Below are 16,063 nucleotides of genomic sequence, written 5' to 3' on the forward strand. Positions count from 1 at the left end.
GGACGGGGTGTTTACACCCCTAAACTCCCTTGCATCCTAGATTCTTAGCTAAACCCGCCTACAAAATACTATGGTTTTTGCCCTTACCTACTTATTGACTTCTCGCATCTGCTAAAGAGTCATTGCTCGCTTCACCATCAGAATGCAGTTCAGCTTGGTGTATTTTATCAGGAATCAGTCCCTCCGGCCGCACGAGCATCATGACAACAAGAGTTAGGCCGAATAGAAATAAGCGCATTTGAATCGGGTCTAAACTGGTTGCCAGAAAGTCCGCTAACTGGGGAATTGCAATCCTCGGGAGTACAAAAGTATTCAGAAAACCCTTGAGGACTTGCGCTAATTGTGGCAGATAAAGTCGATCGGCAGACATGATAATGATAGCCCCCAAAATCACCCCGGTCATGTTGCCCAAACCGCCTAAAATCACCATACACAGGATGATTACCGACACCGAGAAATCGAAAACGCTGGGAAAAATCGCGCTGATATAGGCGGCGTAAAACGCGCCGGCAAAGCCCGAAAACGTCGCTCCCATCGCAAAAGCCGAAAGTTTGGTTTTGACCAGGTTAATCCCCATCGCACTCGCCGCTAATTCATCTTCGCGCATGGCATTCCATGCCCTGCCCAAGCGGGAATCTCGCAGCCGCGAAATCATGAAGTAAGCGAAGACAACTAGCAGCAAAATTAGGTAGTACCAGGGAAAGTAGTTGCCGGTGCTGAAAGTGCCGACGATGGGGAGAGATGGACGCCCGATCGGGTTTATTCCCGCTTCGCCGCCGGTGAGGTTAAAAGGTCGATCGCACCCAACGAGACACAGCACCAACTCGGGTTTACCCAAAACAGCAGCAACAATCTTCGAGACTGGTTCATCGATGCGAATCGCGGTTAAATTCCTAAACACAACCGGGATAATTTCGCCAAAACCGAGGGTAACGATCGCCAAATAATCGCCCTTGAGCCGCAGTGTGGGAATACCCAGGATTACGCCCGCGATCGCAGCTACACCAGCCGCGATCGGCAGTACCACCCAAAAGTTCCAAGCAATATTTAACTGCCCAGAAGATAGCAAAGCCGTCGTGTAAGCGCCGATCGCAAAAAACGCCGCATATCCCAAATCCAACAAACCCGCAAAACCCACAGTAATATTCAAACCCAGCGCCAACATAATAAAGATTTGAATCTGTACTACAGTAGCAATCCAGCCAGTCTGAGCCTGAATATCGATAAACGGAAACAGAATTAGAATAAAAGCTAATGTCACTAGAGTTGCCAGCCGCTGGCGTTCCCCCTGCAAACCCTGCAAAGCACCCATTAACGTAGCTGTCAAAATTGCGATCGTCAAACTGCAAATCCCGTACAGCAGCGTCGTCGGCAAAGCCACAGCAGATTGACCAGACAAAGGTCTAATCAAAACCCCTTCTAACACACTCGCAACTAACAGCCACACTCCCAATCCCAATCCCGCTAAACTGCCGATCGCAGCACCCATTTTCGGGCTGTAAACCTTGTGCTCCCGACAGCTAATAAAGCCCGCCGCCGTACCCATCAGCCAGCCGATCACGGTGCCGCTCCAACCGCCGAATAACAAAACAGTCAAAGAGGCGATCGCCCCTAAAATACCAGTCGATTTAATTGCTTTAATTATTTTTTTTGACATAGGAAGAAGTTATTAGTTATTAGTCAGTAGTTAGATGAAAGAATGCTAGGAATCGCAGTTTATAGATGCGACTGACGCGGGCCGTGCCAAATTCTGCCTCAATGAATGTGATCGACTGCTTATCGTGGAAACGGTCGATCGGGCTAGCTACAGTTTAGAGTCTTTTGAGTTCGATTATTGCACCAAAAGTGACGAAACTTCAAATATACTGGAACTGTTACCGCAACACACTTCAAACGGGCGATCGCTATATGGTACAAGCACCTCAAAAAACTATCACCCTCGACGAGTTTTTGCAACTCCCAGAAACCCAACCCGCTAGCGAATACATCAAAGGTGCGATTTTACAAAAACCTATGCCGCAAGGAAAACACAGCACTATTCAGGGAGAACTCATCACGAGGGTTAATGCAGCGGGCAAACCTCAGCGGATTGCTTGGGCATTTCCAGAACTTCGCTGCACTTTTGGCGGACGTTCCATTGTTCCGGATGTCGCTATTTTTGTTTGGAATCGCATTCCCCTAGACGCTGACGGCGAAATTGCCAATACATTTAATGCTCACCCAGACTGGACAATAGAAATTTTGTCCCCAGCCCAAAGCCAAACCAAAGTCACAAACAATATTTTGCACTGTTTGAACGCCGGTTGTCAGATGGGGTGGTTACTAGATCCCGATGAAAAAAACATTTTAGCCTATCCCGCAAGGCAGCAACCGATTTCATTGCAAGAACCAACAGATATACTTCCGACGCCCAATTTTATGCCGGAAATGCAGTTGACTTTAGGCGAAGTTTTTGGCTGGCTCAAACCAGGGAATATTTAAAACGTAAAACTAAAACGTAAAACGCGATCGCGCTCTCTGATACCCGACTTCTGTCTCTTCATCAAAGAAGCTCACACAAATTTATAAAATGTTTGTAGTGAGGGCTTTAGTCCTCAAAATTTTATGAGAACTAAAGTCCTCACTACAACCCAATCTCAAACATACTGCAACTTCAAACCTTTTCCTGAACATTCTCGCCCAACAAACCCCCAGGCCGAAAAGCCAAAATCACCACCAAAACCCCAAACACCCAAGCATTAGTCCAGCGGCTCGACAAATACTGATCGCTCAAAGACGAAAGCAACCCAATCAAAACCCCTCCTAACATCGCCCCGACAATATTGCCAATTCCCCCCAAAACTGCTGCCGTAAAAGCCCTCAAACCTGCCGTAAACCCCATCGTAAAAACAATAGTATTGTTGTACAGACCAACCAGAATCCCAGCCGAACCCGCCAAAGCTCCCCCAATCAAAAAAGTCAGAGCAATAATCTGATCCACATTAATGCCCATAATTTTAGCAGCATCGCGGCTTTGAGCAGTTGCCCGCATCGCCTTTCCCAGACGAGTGTACTGCACAAACACATGAAGCAAAACCATCAATACAACCGCCACCACCAACACAATTAAATCTTTCGTAGTAAATACAATACTCGTTTGAATTCCCAAAGCTTTGAAAATATCAACTCGCGGTAACAAATCGGGAAAACTTTTCGGTGCAGCAGAATTAGAACCCATCACCGGAATAAAAGCTTTCAATCCTCCCCAAAACAGACCCATATTTTGGAAAATAAAAGAAACTCCAATCGCTGAAATTAAAGGAGCCAAACGGGGAGCATTTCGCAAGGGCCGATAAGCGTACTTTTCCACAACAATATTCAGCCCAGCACAAAACACCGAACATACAATTAAAGCGACTAACATTACCGGTATAGCAATACCTAAAGGTGCGCCATCTTGCATCCCAAAAGCCCCGAACACGGTTAGGGAAGCAAAAGCCCCCAACATATATAAATCGCCGTGAGCAAAATTGATTAACTCAATAATGCCATAAACCATCGTGTAACCCAAAGCAATAATTGCAATTAGCGCGCCGTTGACAAGACCCACTAATAATTGTTGGATAAAAACTTCAGGACTGCTGACTATTTGTCCAACTATTTTTGGCAAATCAAATCCTGCGATCGGGCCTAATAGCAAAACTATATAAACTACACCTAGATATAAGAGAATACTTTTCCAGTTCTTCATGTTTTTGAGTAATTGGGAATGGGGAATTGAGAATTAGGAAGGCGAAATAGGGAAGGGAAAATTGGAAAATTGGAATTGGGAAATTAAAAAAATTGAATGATTTTTCTCCCTTCTTGCCTCTTCCTTCTTCCTTCTTCCTTCTTCCTCTTCCCTCTTCCTTCTGATTAATTATTCGGTCTTGAGCGCATTCACGAACTCCCACTTGCCACCTTTAACAACATTTCCTGACATTGTAGTCAAGCTCGTGTCGCCGTTGGTGTCAAAACTCCAAGTGCCGAGTACCCCGTTAAAATCTTTAGTTGCCAAGACAGCTTCGCGGATAGCAGCGCGGTCATTTTTGCAAACTTTATTAATTGCGCCGATCGCAACTTTAGCAGCTTCATAGGCGTATGCTGCATAAGCTTCGGGTTCAGCATTATATTTTGCCTTGTAACTTTCGTACCATTTCGCACCCACACCAGTCAATTCTTGAGGAGGCAAGCCGCCAAAAGTAGCATAAACTCCTTGGGCATCTTTGCCTGCCGCGTCAATTAAAGCTTGATCTTTAATGCCGTCGGGCCCCATGAACTTAACTGCCTCAGGCGTCATTCCGACATTTCTCATGTCTTTAATTATTTGTCCGGTATTGCTCTGAGTAGTGCCACCGAAGTAAATCATGTCGGGATTTAAAGCTTTGATCTTATTCATTAACGCCTTGTAGTCGCTAGCTCTAATATCAATTCCCTCTCTTCCGAGGACTTGAATTCCCAACTTTTTAGAAGTTGCTTCAAAAACATCAGCGATGCCTTTGCCGTAGAGTTCTTGGTCGTCGAGAATGTAGACTTTTTGCACGCCTAAAGATTTCGCCCAGTTGGCAGCTACAGCCCCTTGAAGGTCGTCAGCGGGGACAACGCGGGTGAAATTACGAGTGCCTGCGGGATAATAAACGTTGGGTTCTTTGGCTTCGCCTTTTCCTGGTTTAGTCAGTCCCGGATAAGTGTTTGCCGGACTGATCATGACGATGTTAGCTTGGTTGAGCACGGGAATGGAAAGTTTGGCGGCACCGGAGTTATAGTGACCGATGACGGCAACTACCGAACTGTCAGCGACGGCTTTGTTGGAGTTCGACGTTACTTGGGCTGGGTCCCATTTGCCGGCGGCGGCGGTAGCGTCATCGTAAACTTCGTATTGGATTTGGATTTTACCGTCGCAAGCTTTCGAGCCGGTTTCGGCGAGTGCTTGTTGGATGCCGTTGACCATTGTTTGAGATTGACCCAAGGCGCTGCCTGTCATCGGCAGCATGGAGACAATTTTGACAGTATTTGGGTCTCCGGGGCTGCTGACTGCGACGGGAGTGGCTGCAGGACTGGTTCCGGGGCTGGCTCCGGGTGTTGTGGCGGTTGGTGCTGGAGGATTTTGACAGCTAGCGCACAGAGAGGCTATTCCGGCGGCAAAAAGTAATTTCCGCAATCCTGCGGCGCCGAGATTCTGTGTTGAGTTGATTTTTGCGGGTGTGGCACTTTGGCCCCCTGAGTTCTGGGAAAAGTTCATAGGTCGGTTCGTTTGTTGGTTGCGTTTTAGCATATTTCCACTCTCTAAGTCTGTAAGTCAAGAGTTAGCACAGATTTTCAAGTTTTACGTGAACTCTTAAAGATACACCGCTGCCACAAGCTTCTTCTCTCGTTCCCGCGATCTTCCTGGGAAGGCGTACCAGACAAGGAAACGAGGCAGAGCCTCGGTCAAGGGGTTTCCAGGAGCTTCCGGGGAACCAGTTAAAACCTGTTCAACCAGTTACAAGCTAAAAAGGAAAGGAAAATACAGATTTCCTTTCCCTATCTCAACCCTCCAGCGTCAAATCAGCTTGATTGCGAGATTAAAGACGAATCGCTTTTTTCTTTTGAGCGCTCGGCACTAAAATATTCATAATTAATCATTACTCTAGCTCCTTTAACGGTTCAAACACCAACAGTGAATCGATCGCCCGTAGAGCCTCCGACATTCGCAGCTCGTGCGTTCCTCCCACAGTAATATACCGCTTTCCTTTCTGCTGAAGAACCTCAACAAACCACTGGTGCATAATCATCCGTAAATGTTCGCTTTCTCGCGTTCCATCCTGAACAAACCCGAAATCCGGCTGAGTCAAAATATACAAATCGCAGCGGCGACTGTCTGCAATTTGCTGGAGTGTCGGGTGTTCCGAACCAAGGTAACGTTTGTGCCAAATACAAGTAGCTAAAGAATCTGTATCGCAAATAACGACTTTGTTAGCGCGAGTAGCAATATCGTCTTCTATAGCAGCTTGTTTCTTGGCAATTTCTACAAATTCATAGCTGTCCCAAATTTCAGGATCGGGCGAATATTGCCTGCCTTCCCAGTAACACCTGCCGTATTCGGGAACCCAAACAGTTTGGTAGTGCTGCGCGAGCGATCGTGCTAGGGTAGTCGTGCCGCTCGATTCTACACCCAGCACGCAGACTCGTTTGGCAAAGTAGGCTTTGGCTGGGGGAGTCAGCATTTGCCAGTGTTCGGCTAGGTGCGATCGCAATTGCGTTCCAGAAATCGGAAATTTGAGTCGTTCGCGATCGACTGCACAGTGTTGAGCTCCCATCAGTTTTGCCCAAGGTTCGCCGTAATCTTCTGAAGTAAAAGCGATATCGGGTTTTCGCCCGGAAAGCACCTCAAGAGTCCTCTGAGCCCAAGGTTCGGGAGATTCCGGTAAATCGTCGAGCACTTCGATAACTTCTGCGTCGGGATGCAAAAACCGAATCCAGTCGGCTCTAACGGTTCCTGCAACTGCTTGATTTGTTTTGTAACAGGCGAGAACGATTAAATGGTCAACCTTCTTTTTAGCTTCTCGAATTAAGTAGTCGTGTCCTTTATGGAATGGGTAAAATTTGCCTACAGTAATACCTAGTATCATAAAGATTGCTGCTGTTTTTACTTTTGTTCTGAGTAAATACGCTGAAAATTTTGCAGTCCGTGAATTGCCATCAACAAAAAAATCGCGTACAAAATACTCGTCAAATATAGCCCCCGCGAGGCATACAAGGGAACGTAAATCGTGTCTGCAACAATCCACAAATACCAGCTTTCGAGATAGCGTTCCATCAGGTACAACTGGGCGATCGCGCTTAAGATGGTTGTCAGGGCGTCCCAAAAGGGTGCTGCTCCGCCCAAAGATATTAATACTGTTCGCAAGCCAAATACGCCAACTGCAACTAAGACTGCGGTGAGGATGAGCCAGCGTTGAGAAATTCGACATACAGGTTTTTCAGTGCTGTTTTCGCCGCCCCGCAGCCAAATATAAATTGCTTGCAAGCTCGTGATTAAATAGAAGGATTGAAGCGCTACTTCGCCGTAAAGTTTAACTTGATAAAACACCGCACCGTAGGCGATAACTCCGATTAAGCCGATCCACCAGCCTACGGGATTGTTTTTAGCAAGCAGCCAAACGCTCCAAGCAGAAGCGATCGCGGCTATCGCTTCGATTAAGTCGAGTTGGATAGGGACAAACCGCTGCACTGAAAGCAGGAGCACGAAGATGCTTGCTGCGGAGCCGATTAAGTTCGGCAGGTTCGCTTTTTTCATGGCAATCCCTATCTCGGCTGGCTATATGGACTGCGAAATCAAATCCCCATCCTTCTTTTCTTTTGAGCGATCGACACTAAAGTCTTCATAGTACGATCGCTCAGTATTCACATCCCACAAATCGTGCTTTTCGCCGAGAATATTTCTCACAGCCAGCATCCCCGTCAGCATGGAATGGTCTTGGTTGTTGTATCGGTGCATACCGTTTCGCCCGATCGTCTGCAAATTCTCAATTCCCTTCACAAAACCTTCAAGTACCTGCAAGTGTCCTCGATATTCGCCATCATAAACTGGATAAGCTTTGGGTTGCCGTATGACAACTCCATCTTCAACCTCGGCCGTTGTTGCTAAACCCAAACCAACCAACTCGCGAGTTGCTAATTCGATAAGTTGCGCGTCCGACATTTCCCAAACCTCGTCGCCTACGCTACAGAAATATTCCATTCCCAAACAACTTTTGCTGGCGTCGGGAACTAAAGCCGCGCTCCAATTCTTAAAGTTTTGAATTCGTCCCACTTTGACTTCGGGGGAGTGAATGTAAATCCAGTTGTCAGGAAACAAATCCTTGCGATTGACAATCAGTGATACAATCAAAAAATCTCGATATTTGAGCGATCGCGCGGCGTGCAATACCTCTTCTGGTGGCTGCGGTTTCAGTCTTGCTACCAGTGCCGATATCGGCATACTCGTAATGAAATTATCCGCAGAATATTGAATTAATTCTCCGTTTTGCTCCGCAGTAATACTTTTAATCTTATTACCTTCACGCTCAAAGCTAATTACTTTAGTATCCAGATAAACTTTGCCGTCTTTATTCTCCACAGCTTCCGCGAACTTTTCCCACATCATCCCCGGCCCCAAAGCCGGATAATCAAACTCTTTTATTAATGTTTTAGTGTCGTTGCTGCCAAACAAAGCATTAATAATTGCTGTCGTCAGCGACAATCCTTTAATCCGCTGCGCCGCCCAATCTGCTTGGATTTCCGAACAAGGAATGCCCCACACTTTTTCAGTGTAAGTCTTAAAAAATGTTTTATACAAGCGTTCGCCAAAACGATTGATCACCCACTGTTCAAAAGTTTTTTCTTCCGTAAGCGGCCAAATTCTCACTTTCAGATAACTCAAAATAATCAGCGCACTCTCAATTATGCCCAAATTAAAGAGAGTATTAAACGCACTGATCGGATAGTTAAAAAATTTACCTCGATAAAAAATTCGCGACAATCGTGGCACTTTAATAAACTCATTTCCCAGTACCTCTTGCCACAACTGCTGCACGGCTTCAACTTTAGTATAAAAGCGGTGGCCGCCAATGTCGAAACGATAGCCTTTGTAGGTTTCGGTGCGAGCTATTCCCCCAACTTTATCACCTTTTTCTAGTACAACAGGGATAATGCCTTGCTTGACGAGCTCGTAGGCAGCAGTCAAGCCCGCAGGACCTGCACCCACGATCGCAACAGGATAATGTTTCACTCAGCCTACCTCCAGCTTTTTTATGGAAACTATACAGTTATTTATAACTTGTCAAAGGGATAGATGCACCCGTGAATACCCTGAGAAACTCTCAATCGACCTGATGTTTAAGCACAATTTGCCTTGATTTATTGAGCCGATACTGGCAAGCTAACTTTGCCAGTCACAGGCTTTTTTTGGTATAAGTAGCGACCAGTGCCGATCGCGAATGCCAGTCCGCTGTAAAAGTAGAAAAGCCAGTGCCACGGAATAGTTTTCAGGGCAAAGAGGATACCGTGTTTACGGTGAAAAAATCGGTAAAGCGGTGCATTAATTGCTACCAGTGGTATGGCCAGCAAACCAGCCAATAGCAGAAAGCTCAGCGACCAGCAGGTTCCCAAAATTGCCAGCAGGACTGCATAAGTTAAAATCACGCTGATGCGGTTTGAAACTTGCAAGTTGAGGTCGTTATTCAATTTGCGATCGCGCCAAATCAGTTCTGTCCAAGGCAGCGCTCGGTAGAAAAAGTCAGCTTTCACCATCCCCATCGGTTCCCAGCGCTTTAAATGCTTCACCTGCAATGTTTTGCACAGCCGAATTTTATAACCGGCTTGTTTCAAACGGTAGCCGAACTCAATATCTTCGATCGAAGCTTGGCGGTAACTCTCATTAAAGCCGCCCATCTGCAAAAAAATTTCCCGGCGAATCACTCCGCAAGCCCCCCAAAAAGTCGAAGCTTCTTCGTTACCTGTTTGGTGTACGTAGTGGTGGAGCAAGTTCCTGTACTGCGATAGAAAATCGGGATCTCCAGGAGCATCGTCGTAAGAGCCTATGAAAGCCGCTAAGTAGGGATTATTTTTGAACACCGAGGTCGCATAACCTACAGCTTCAGGACAAACAGCTACATCAGCATCCACAAAAAACAAAATATCTCCCTTTGCAGCTTGGGCGCCCAAATTCCTTGCCCGCGCTGGCCCTCCGCATTCGGGAATCCTGATGACTTTGGCGCCGAATTCCTTGGCCAGACGCCAGGAACCGTCGCTTTCGCCATCTGCTACTACAATAATCTCCATCGGCCTGGGCACAGCTTGAGCCAGTTTTGACAAACAGGTGCGGAAGTAAGCGCCCCCGTTGTGGACTGGGATAATAACGGATACAGTGGGGTCGGCGGTAGAAATCATTACCTAAATTTTTTAAATTGCAGGGGCTAAAATTTGCTGGAATTTTATTGGTGCTACTTTACAAAGGGTAAAATCAGCTCTACTTTTTTATTTATAACTCGATTTCTGTTTGTCTTCAACTAGATTTTTGGCTGGTATTTTTGATTTGATTTTCCCCATTCTTACCTCTATTTTACGCCATATCTTGCTGAGACTGACCTGATGTAGACAACAGCTTTACAAAATCTTTAAATATATCATTGTTTGTGTAAAGTTGGGAAAAAGCCCCAGCAGCATTTTGGTGCGGCTGTGTTGCAATGCACAAGACTTTGATTTTACAAGTAGGAACACCGTATAAAATCAAACATCGTTTATACGGACACCCCGGAACTGTCAGCACTTGCGCGGTAAACTTTCTTTTACAGACCTCATCCGTGAGTGACTCCTGCACCAAGTCTCGATCGCGACTGCGGACTCCATGCACATTTTATGACTTTTAGCAATATATTTTAAATATACCTCTTAAAATTTCCGACACTGTACGATCGAGCTTTGGTAATTTGCTAACATACCCTTAGCCAGCTCCCTGTGAACCAAAACTTTTAGCTAAACCATTTTTTACATTACATGAATAGCTCACAAGACACGTTAAATCCGCCATTAGTTTCAGTCATCATACCAGCTTTCAACGCTGAAAATTTTATTGCTAAAACCTTAGAGTCTGTCTTATCTCAAACTTATCAAAACATAGAAGTTTTAGTAGTTGATGACGGCTCTACAGATACAACAGCCAATATCGTCAAATCTTTTGCTCAAAAAGATAGCCGAGTCAGCTTATTCCACCAATCAAATGCCGGCGTCGCCGTCGCCCGCAACCTAGCAATTGAAAAATCAAAAGGCGAATATATTGCTCCCATCGATGCCGACGACATTTGGTATCCGCAAAACCTAGAAAAACAAGTTAACTGCCTGAATTACTCAGCACCATCTGTCGGAGTTGTCTATTCCTGGTCACTTGATATAGATGAAAAAGACTTGCTCACAGGTGGATTTTATAACTCCACCATCGAAGGAGAAGTTTACACATCATTAATTTATAAATATTTTATAGGCAATGCCAGTTCATCTCTAATCCGCCGCGTTTGTTTTGCAAAAGTCGGCGGTTACAACGGCAAACTTAAACTAGAAAACGCTCAAGGCTGCGAAGACTGGGAACTTCACCTCCGCATAGCCGAACATTATCAATTTAAAGTCGTGCCAGAATACTTAGTTGGCTATCGGCAGATTGCCAGCAGTATGTCTAGCAACTATGCAGCAATGGCAAAATCTCACTCTTTAATTATGGCCGATGTCCGGCAGCAACATCCCGAAATTCCCAGCAGCATTTATCGCTGGTCTAGCAGCAATTTTTACATTTACTTAGCTGTTAAAAGCAACCGCAGCGGCAATCACCAGAGTACATTATCTTGGCTTTATAGAGCTTTCAAAGAAGATTTATCAATGGCACTTTTGCGACACAATTTGTATCTGCTCTTTATAGAAAGTATATTAAAAATAATAGTTACACCGCCACCTGCATCAGGGTTAGAGTTAAAACCAGCATCTGAATCGACTGAAGGAACGACACTTGCTAGGATTGAGACGCGGACGAAGGCTCACAAAATGTTACCCTCGCAAGTATATGAAAGAATGCGATTCCACAGTTTAGGAAATCTAAAATCTAAATAAACCCAATATGGAAAAACCCGGTTTTTTGAATAAACCGGGTTTTTGAGGAAGCTAGAGGGCGTTTAATTCCGCCTAGTTGGTCGATCGAGAATCAGGAAAGAGGGTTAAATAAAAAAATCTAAATTTTCCATTCTTCCTTCTTACTTCTTCCTTCTTCCTTCTTCCTTCTACTTAATCTCTCTAAGCATGAGAAGCTGTAGGAGTTTGAGCTTGCGGCTGCTGGCCGTCTGGCGCCAGGGATTCCCCTTCAATAAACGAGCGCAACATCCAAGCCATTTGCTCGTGCTGTTCCATCAAACCAGTCAAAAAGTCTGCGGTTCCGTCATCCTTAAACTCTTCGCCGCACTGTTCGACGTGTTGGCGGAGATTGCGAATAATCAGTTCGTGATCGTCAACTAAACGCGACACCATCTCCGTCGCTAAAGGCAAATCGCCGATATGTTCTTTAATCGAGCCATACTTCAGAAAACCCTCAGCAGTACCAATTGGATAGCCACCTAAAGTTCTCACCCGTTCGGCCATAGCATCGATATTTACTGTTAACGCCTGATAGTGTTCTTCCCACAACTGGTGGAGCGATCGAAACTGCGGGCCCACTACATCCCAGTGATACTTTTTCGTTTTGATTAACAGCAGATAAGCATCTGCCAGGTCGTGATTCAATAGTTCGATAACGCCTGCACGTTGCTCGTCAGATAGACCTATGTTTAACTTACGCATTGAAAATTGTTCCCTCAACTCTAACTTTACAGTTATTAGAACAAATTTCGCCAGCCACTTACATCAACCCAGAGGACGATCGAAGACGATCGAACTTTAGTAAAATATCGGCATTTCAGGTTCGAGTAATCGCAATATAGATACCCTTAGATAGATGCAATGAAACTTATTGTTCCGGATCACCTTTGCTTGGTGAACACAGCGATTGGGCCGCCGGTGATTTCCCGCTCAATCCCCCTAGAGAAAAAGGCTGGACTCTGATAGCCCGTACAAATCAAGGAATTTCTGCGGAAGTTAAGCAACATCCCACCGGAGATTAACCAACATCCCACACACTTAATTGTACGGGCTGCTTTAAACGAGGCATAAGGGACTGGCAATTAAATATAACCCTGTTATCCTACAAGGCTAGGAAACAGATTTTCGGACATGAGCGGTTCTGCTCTGTGTGATTGGGATGCTAGAAATGATATTGAGTCAAATCGTTAGATAGACGTTCAAGGATGTTGCCAAGAAAAAGACGGGCGATCGCCGTCGAGACTTTAGGGTAAAAGTGGCTGAAGACTACTTTAATATTTAAGCTGGGAAAGTAGAAACATTTCTAGGAGGGAACCCTTGATAGTGTTCAAATTGGCTTACATGAACACAGATAATCTTGGGTTTGTTAAATAGCGCTCGACCGAATCAAGAAGATGTATATAATGACCTGTGATGAAGCCCGGAATCGCCGATCATCCTTGCTCAACCCTCGATACTAAATTGAGCCAAGCAAAAGTTTGTTCAACCAAGGCTCTTTTTTTCAGTAAAACAAAGCCTTGGATGTTGCGATCGTAAAACCACCTGAATCATCCATCCCCAGCTATCCATCACTGATTTGAGAAACCGTTCGCCACTGTCACCTCGATCGACTCTACCAAATACAGCCACGCAACCCTTTGTCCCATCTAGTAGACCACCGGGAGAAGCTGTGTGTTCGCTTCACCCTCAGGAACACTTGCGCTGCTGTGAGCACCACAGCACTAAGCCGCAGGTATCAACAGCAGTGTAGCGTTGTCGGCCCGCATGAAAGCTTTGTCAAACCCGACACTCTGATGAAGCATCGTTGCACTGGCAACTGTTTAAACCTAGTTTTTGGCGGATGGCGCCTCCAAGACAGATAAAAAAAAGCAGTCCTCTGTGTTTGCGCGAAGGAGGAGAAAGAGGGCATTGCAGTTTGTCCTATCTGGGGAATACGGGCTAAAGTAGCGGTAGGAAAGATTGATCCATACTTTTACTAACTGTGCTACTTTCATTGTTAGCTGTAAACCATCATGCGGGAAATCTGCCAGAGCGTGGAAACCATATTTGAACTGCTGTTAGACGAACTTAAAAAGTCCACTCGCGCGTCTGAGCAGAACTGCCAAGATGTAGCAGGGCGACTCGCAGCAGAAGTCAACAGGATATGCACTGAAAGCCAGCGGATTCAAGCCTCCGGAGATATAGAAGGTTCAGCCCAGAGCCTCGCTCAGCACCGCTTGCAACAATGCCTGCATTATTACAATTTAGGCTCCGGGCCCGGACGAGTAGAATTGCACAGTACCCTCAGCGCGATCGTCTATCGCTACATCACCCCTCCGCAGGTGCAGTCTAGCTATCAGGCGCGAGTAGAACTGATCAAAGATTTTTTGCAAGGATTTTATCTCGAAGCTTTAAAGGCATTCCGGCGCGAAACCCAACTGCCACCTACCTACAGTCCCCGCACTCGCTTAGAACTAGCAGAGTACATGGCCTTTGTAGAGCGCTTCGGCAAGCGGCGCATTCCTTTACCTCGGAACCGCAGCCAGCAACTAATTATTTTACGGGCCCAAACCTTTTCCCAGCAGCAGCCCAAAGAAACCTCGGTAGATATGGAACAAGCCGCCGACGGCGGGGCTTCAGATTCCGACCAAACCTGGAACGATACCTCGGTGCACTCCGTGCGGGAAGCGATGGCCGGACAGGGTTCGGCGGCAATTCGTCCGCTAGGCGACGAGTCAGAATCTCTGCGGCAAAACGTGATTGACGAATTAGTGACTTACTTGAAAGAGCGCAACCAACAAGACTGCGCCGATTACTTCGTGCTGCGCTTGCAAGACTTGCCGACTAATGAAATAGAGTCGCTTCTGGGCATAACTCCCCGCCAAAGAGACTATTTGCAGCAGCGCTTCAAGTACCATTTGCTCAGGTTCGCCATGTCGCACCGCTGGGAACTCGTTCACCAGTGGCTGGAAGCAGACTTAGACCGCAATTTGGGTTTGCTGCCTTCTCAGTGGCAGGCGTTTGGCGAGCAAATTGGTCCAGAGGGACAGCGTTTGCTAAAGTTGAAACAACAAGGTCTGTCAGAGTCAGCGATCGCGCAAAGCCTCGGCAGCACGGTAGCCCAGGTACAGAAACGGTGGTTTAAATTGCTGGAACTTGCCTGGGAATTGCGAAATCGTTCAGATTCCGGAGAAGGGGCATCTAGTGATGAATAACGAAACGAACAGGGATGCAGAGGCTTTCGATCGCCATTTTTTAGACTGGATATTGCAGGCGCCGATGGCGAATGCCTCTAGCGAAGATGAGGACAACCTCAATCAGTCCCCTCGCTCAGAAGAGTGGGGCGACACAGAAGAGAATTCCGGGGTGGAATACTGGGAATGGGACGAACCAGACCCGCTGGACTATCAAGTGGGGGCGCACAGCAATGCACCCGCACAACCGCAGACAATTGGAGAAATACCGACCGTGCAAGACCGTTTTCAGACCTTGTTAAAACAAAGGCTTAGAGCCGAAATTGAATCCAACCCGCCGCTGTTCCCCTGGGAAACAGAATTCAAAAGCTACGACCACGATTACCCAGACGATGTAGCCCCGCAATGGGTTCCCCCCCTACACCTCTGGACTCCCCAACTACAAAATATCAGGTGGGGTCGCCTGCCAATTCCGATCGCCCAAGGGGTTTTTGCTCAACTGCTAGAACCTTGTCAGGAACTGGTAATGTCGTCGCTGCGGCAAGGCTCGAAGTTAGTTCGCGCTGTAGATAGCTTATTTCCGGGCCAGTCTCAGGAACTCAACGAATTAGCTGGTTTAGTGCTCAGAGGTTCTTTGCGGGGACTTCTAGATTTAGAAGATTTCCCGACTTACGAAGCAGCGAGTACCGATCAACAAATGGTGCTGTCGCTGTTGGCCGCCAGGGAAATCATAGAGTCTCTAACTTTGGATTGTCCTGTGAATCAGCCGCCGATTTCGCGGGAGTGGCTGACTGGTTTGGGTTCGCTGACTCTAGAGGCTCAATACCTGTCGAACCGCAACAGAGAACAGCCAATGCCGTGTTTAAGAGTTGAGTGCCAATTTCCAGGGGCAGGAAGTTTGGAACTCAAGGGAGGAGATGCCGAAGCAACTGCACATCGTCCGAATTCCGGGCATTTAAGTGTGGAGTTGTTTGACCCACAACCGAACAAAACTTATGCTCTAGAAGTTCGATTCCAAAACTTCGAGACCAGACCTTTGATGTTTGCTATTCGTCCAATTTTAACCGGACAAGATAGCAACTAGAAAGGGCTAATTAGAGTAAATTATTTAGGTTTTTACTCGCTGGTTTGACCTCACACAAAAACAAATGCAATTCCTCGACTACTGTCGTGGAAAGCCAAAAATTTTAGATCTTAGTTAAAGCCCGCAGATTCATCGGTGGAGTCAATCTAAA

At 46.3% G+C, this 16,063-nt stretch carries 12 protein-coding genes; 4 read left to right on the forward strand and 8 right to left on the reverse strand.

Features of this window, described 5'->3' with window-relative positions:
- Positions 1–91: 91 nt before the first annotated feature.
- Positions 92–1,657: an ABC transporter permease subunit gene (locus QUA71_RS18080; protein ID WP_333287027.1), complete on the reverse strand. Its 1,566-nt coding sequence runs from the start codon at positions 1,655–1,657 to the stop codon at positions 92–94.
- A gap of 251 nt (positions 1,658–1,908) precedes the next feature.
- Between QUA71_RS18080 and QUA71_RS18085 the strand changes: the two genes are divergently transcribed.
- Positions 1,909–2,481 (forward strand): Uma2 family endonuclease, encoded by a 573-nt coding sequence (locus QUA71_RS18085; RefSeq protein ID WP_333287076.1) that lies wholly within the window; start codon positions 1,909–1,911, stop codon positions 2,479–2,481.
- A 172-nt stretch (positions 2,482–2,653) separates the two neighbouring features.
- On the opposite strand, the gene QUA71_RS18090 is transcribed toward QUA71_RS18085, so the two are convergent.
- The 6 genes from QUA71_RS18090 to QUA71_RS18115 all read right to left on the reverse strand — a co-directional run bounded on the left by QUA71_RS18090 (position 2,654) and on the right by QUA71_RS18115 (position 9,930).
- A complete protein-coding gene (locus QUA71_RS18090; RefSeq protein ID WP_333219772.1) occupies positions 2,654–3,730 on the reverse strand; it encodes a branched-chain amino acid ABC transporter permease in 1,077 nt (358 codons plus the stop codon).
- 168 nt (positions 3,731–3,898) lie between these two features.
- Complete coding sequence (locus QUA71_RS18095; protein WP_333287029.1) at positions 3,899–5,260, reverse strand: branched-chain amino acid ABC transporter substrate-binding protein; 1,362 nt, start codon at positions 5,258–5,260, stop codon at positions 3,899–3,901.
- A gap of 382 nt (positions 5,261–5,642) precedes the next feature.
- Positions 5,643–6,629 carry an AAA family ATPase gene (locus tag QUA71_RS18100; protein ID WP_333287031.1) on the reverse strand — a complete coding sequence of 329 codons (987 nt, stop codon included), beginning with the start codon at positions 6,627–6,629 and terminating at the stop codon, positions 5,643–5,645.
- Positions 6,630–6,646: 17 nt separating this feature from the next.
- On the reverse strand, positions 6,647–7,297 hold the full coding sequence (gene pnuC / locus QUA71_RS18105; protein WP_333287034.1) for a nicotinamide riboside transporter PnuC: 651 nt from the start codon (positions 7,295–7,297) through the stop codon (positions 6,647–6,649).
- 21 nt (positions 7,298–7,318) lie between these two features.
- Entirely contained in the window at positions 7,319–8,770 is a 1,452-nt protein-coding gene (locus QUA71_RS18110) for an NAD(P)/FAD-dependent oxidoreductase (protein ID WP_333287036.1), read from the reverse strand.
- A 128-nt stretch (positions 8,771–8,898) separates the two neighbouring features.
- Entirely contained in the window at positions 8,899–9,930 is a 1,032-nt protein-coding gene (locus tag QUA71_RS18115) for a glycosyltransferase family 2 protein (protein ID WP_333287038.1), read from the reverse strand.
- Between the two features lie 606 nt (positions 9,931–10,536).
- On the opposite strand from QUA71_RS18115, the gene QUA71_RS18120 reads away from it, so the two are divergent.
- Entirely contained in the window at positions 10,537–11,637 is a 1,101-nt protein-coding gene (locus tag QUA71_RS18120) for a glycosyltransferase family 2 protein (RefSeq protein ID WP_333287039.1), read from the forward strand.
- A gap of 180 nt (positions 11,638–11,817) precedes the next feature.
- On the opposite strand, the gene QUA71_RS18125 is transcribed toward QUA71_RS18120, so the two are convergent.
- Entirely contained in the window at positions 11,818–12,357 is a 540-nt protein-coding gene (locus QUA71_RS18125; protein ID WP_190663350.1) for a Dps family protein, read from the reverse strand.
- A gap of 1,310 nt (positions 12,358–13,667) precedes the next feature.
- Between QUA71_RS18125 and hetZ the strand changes: the two genes are divergently transcribed.
- Both hetZ and QUA71_RS18135 read left to right on the forward strand, forming a co-directional pair.
- Positions 13,668–14,849, forward strand: coding sequence for a heterocyst differentiation protein HetZ (hetZ, locus tag QUA71_RS18130; protein ID WP_333287041.1), 1,182 nt, complete (start codon positions 13,668–13,670; stop codon positions 14,847–14,849).
- Positions 14,842–15,912, forward strand: coding sequence for a hypothetical protein (locus QUA71_RS18135; RefSeq protein WP_333287043.1), 1,071 nt, complete (start codon positions 14,842–14,844; stop codon positions 15,910–15,912). Before hetZ ends, QUA71_RS18135 begins: the two co-directional genes overlap by 8 nt.
- Positions 15,913–16,063: the final 151 nt, after the last annotated feature.

Source organism: Microcoleus sp. MON1_C5 (assembly GCF_036701875.1).
Lineage (GTDB): Bacteria > Cyanobacteriota > Cyanobacteriia > Cyanobacteriales > Microcoleaceae > Microcoleus.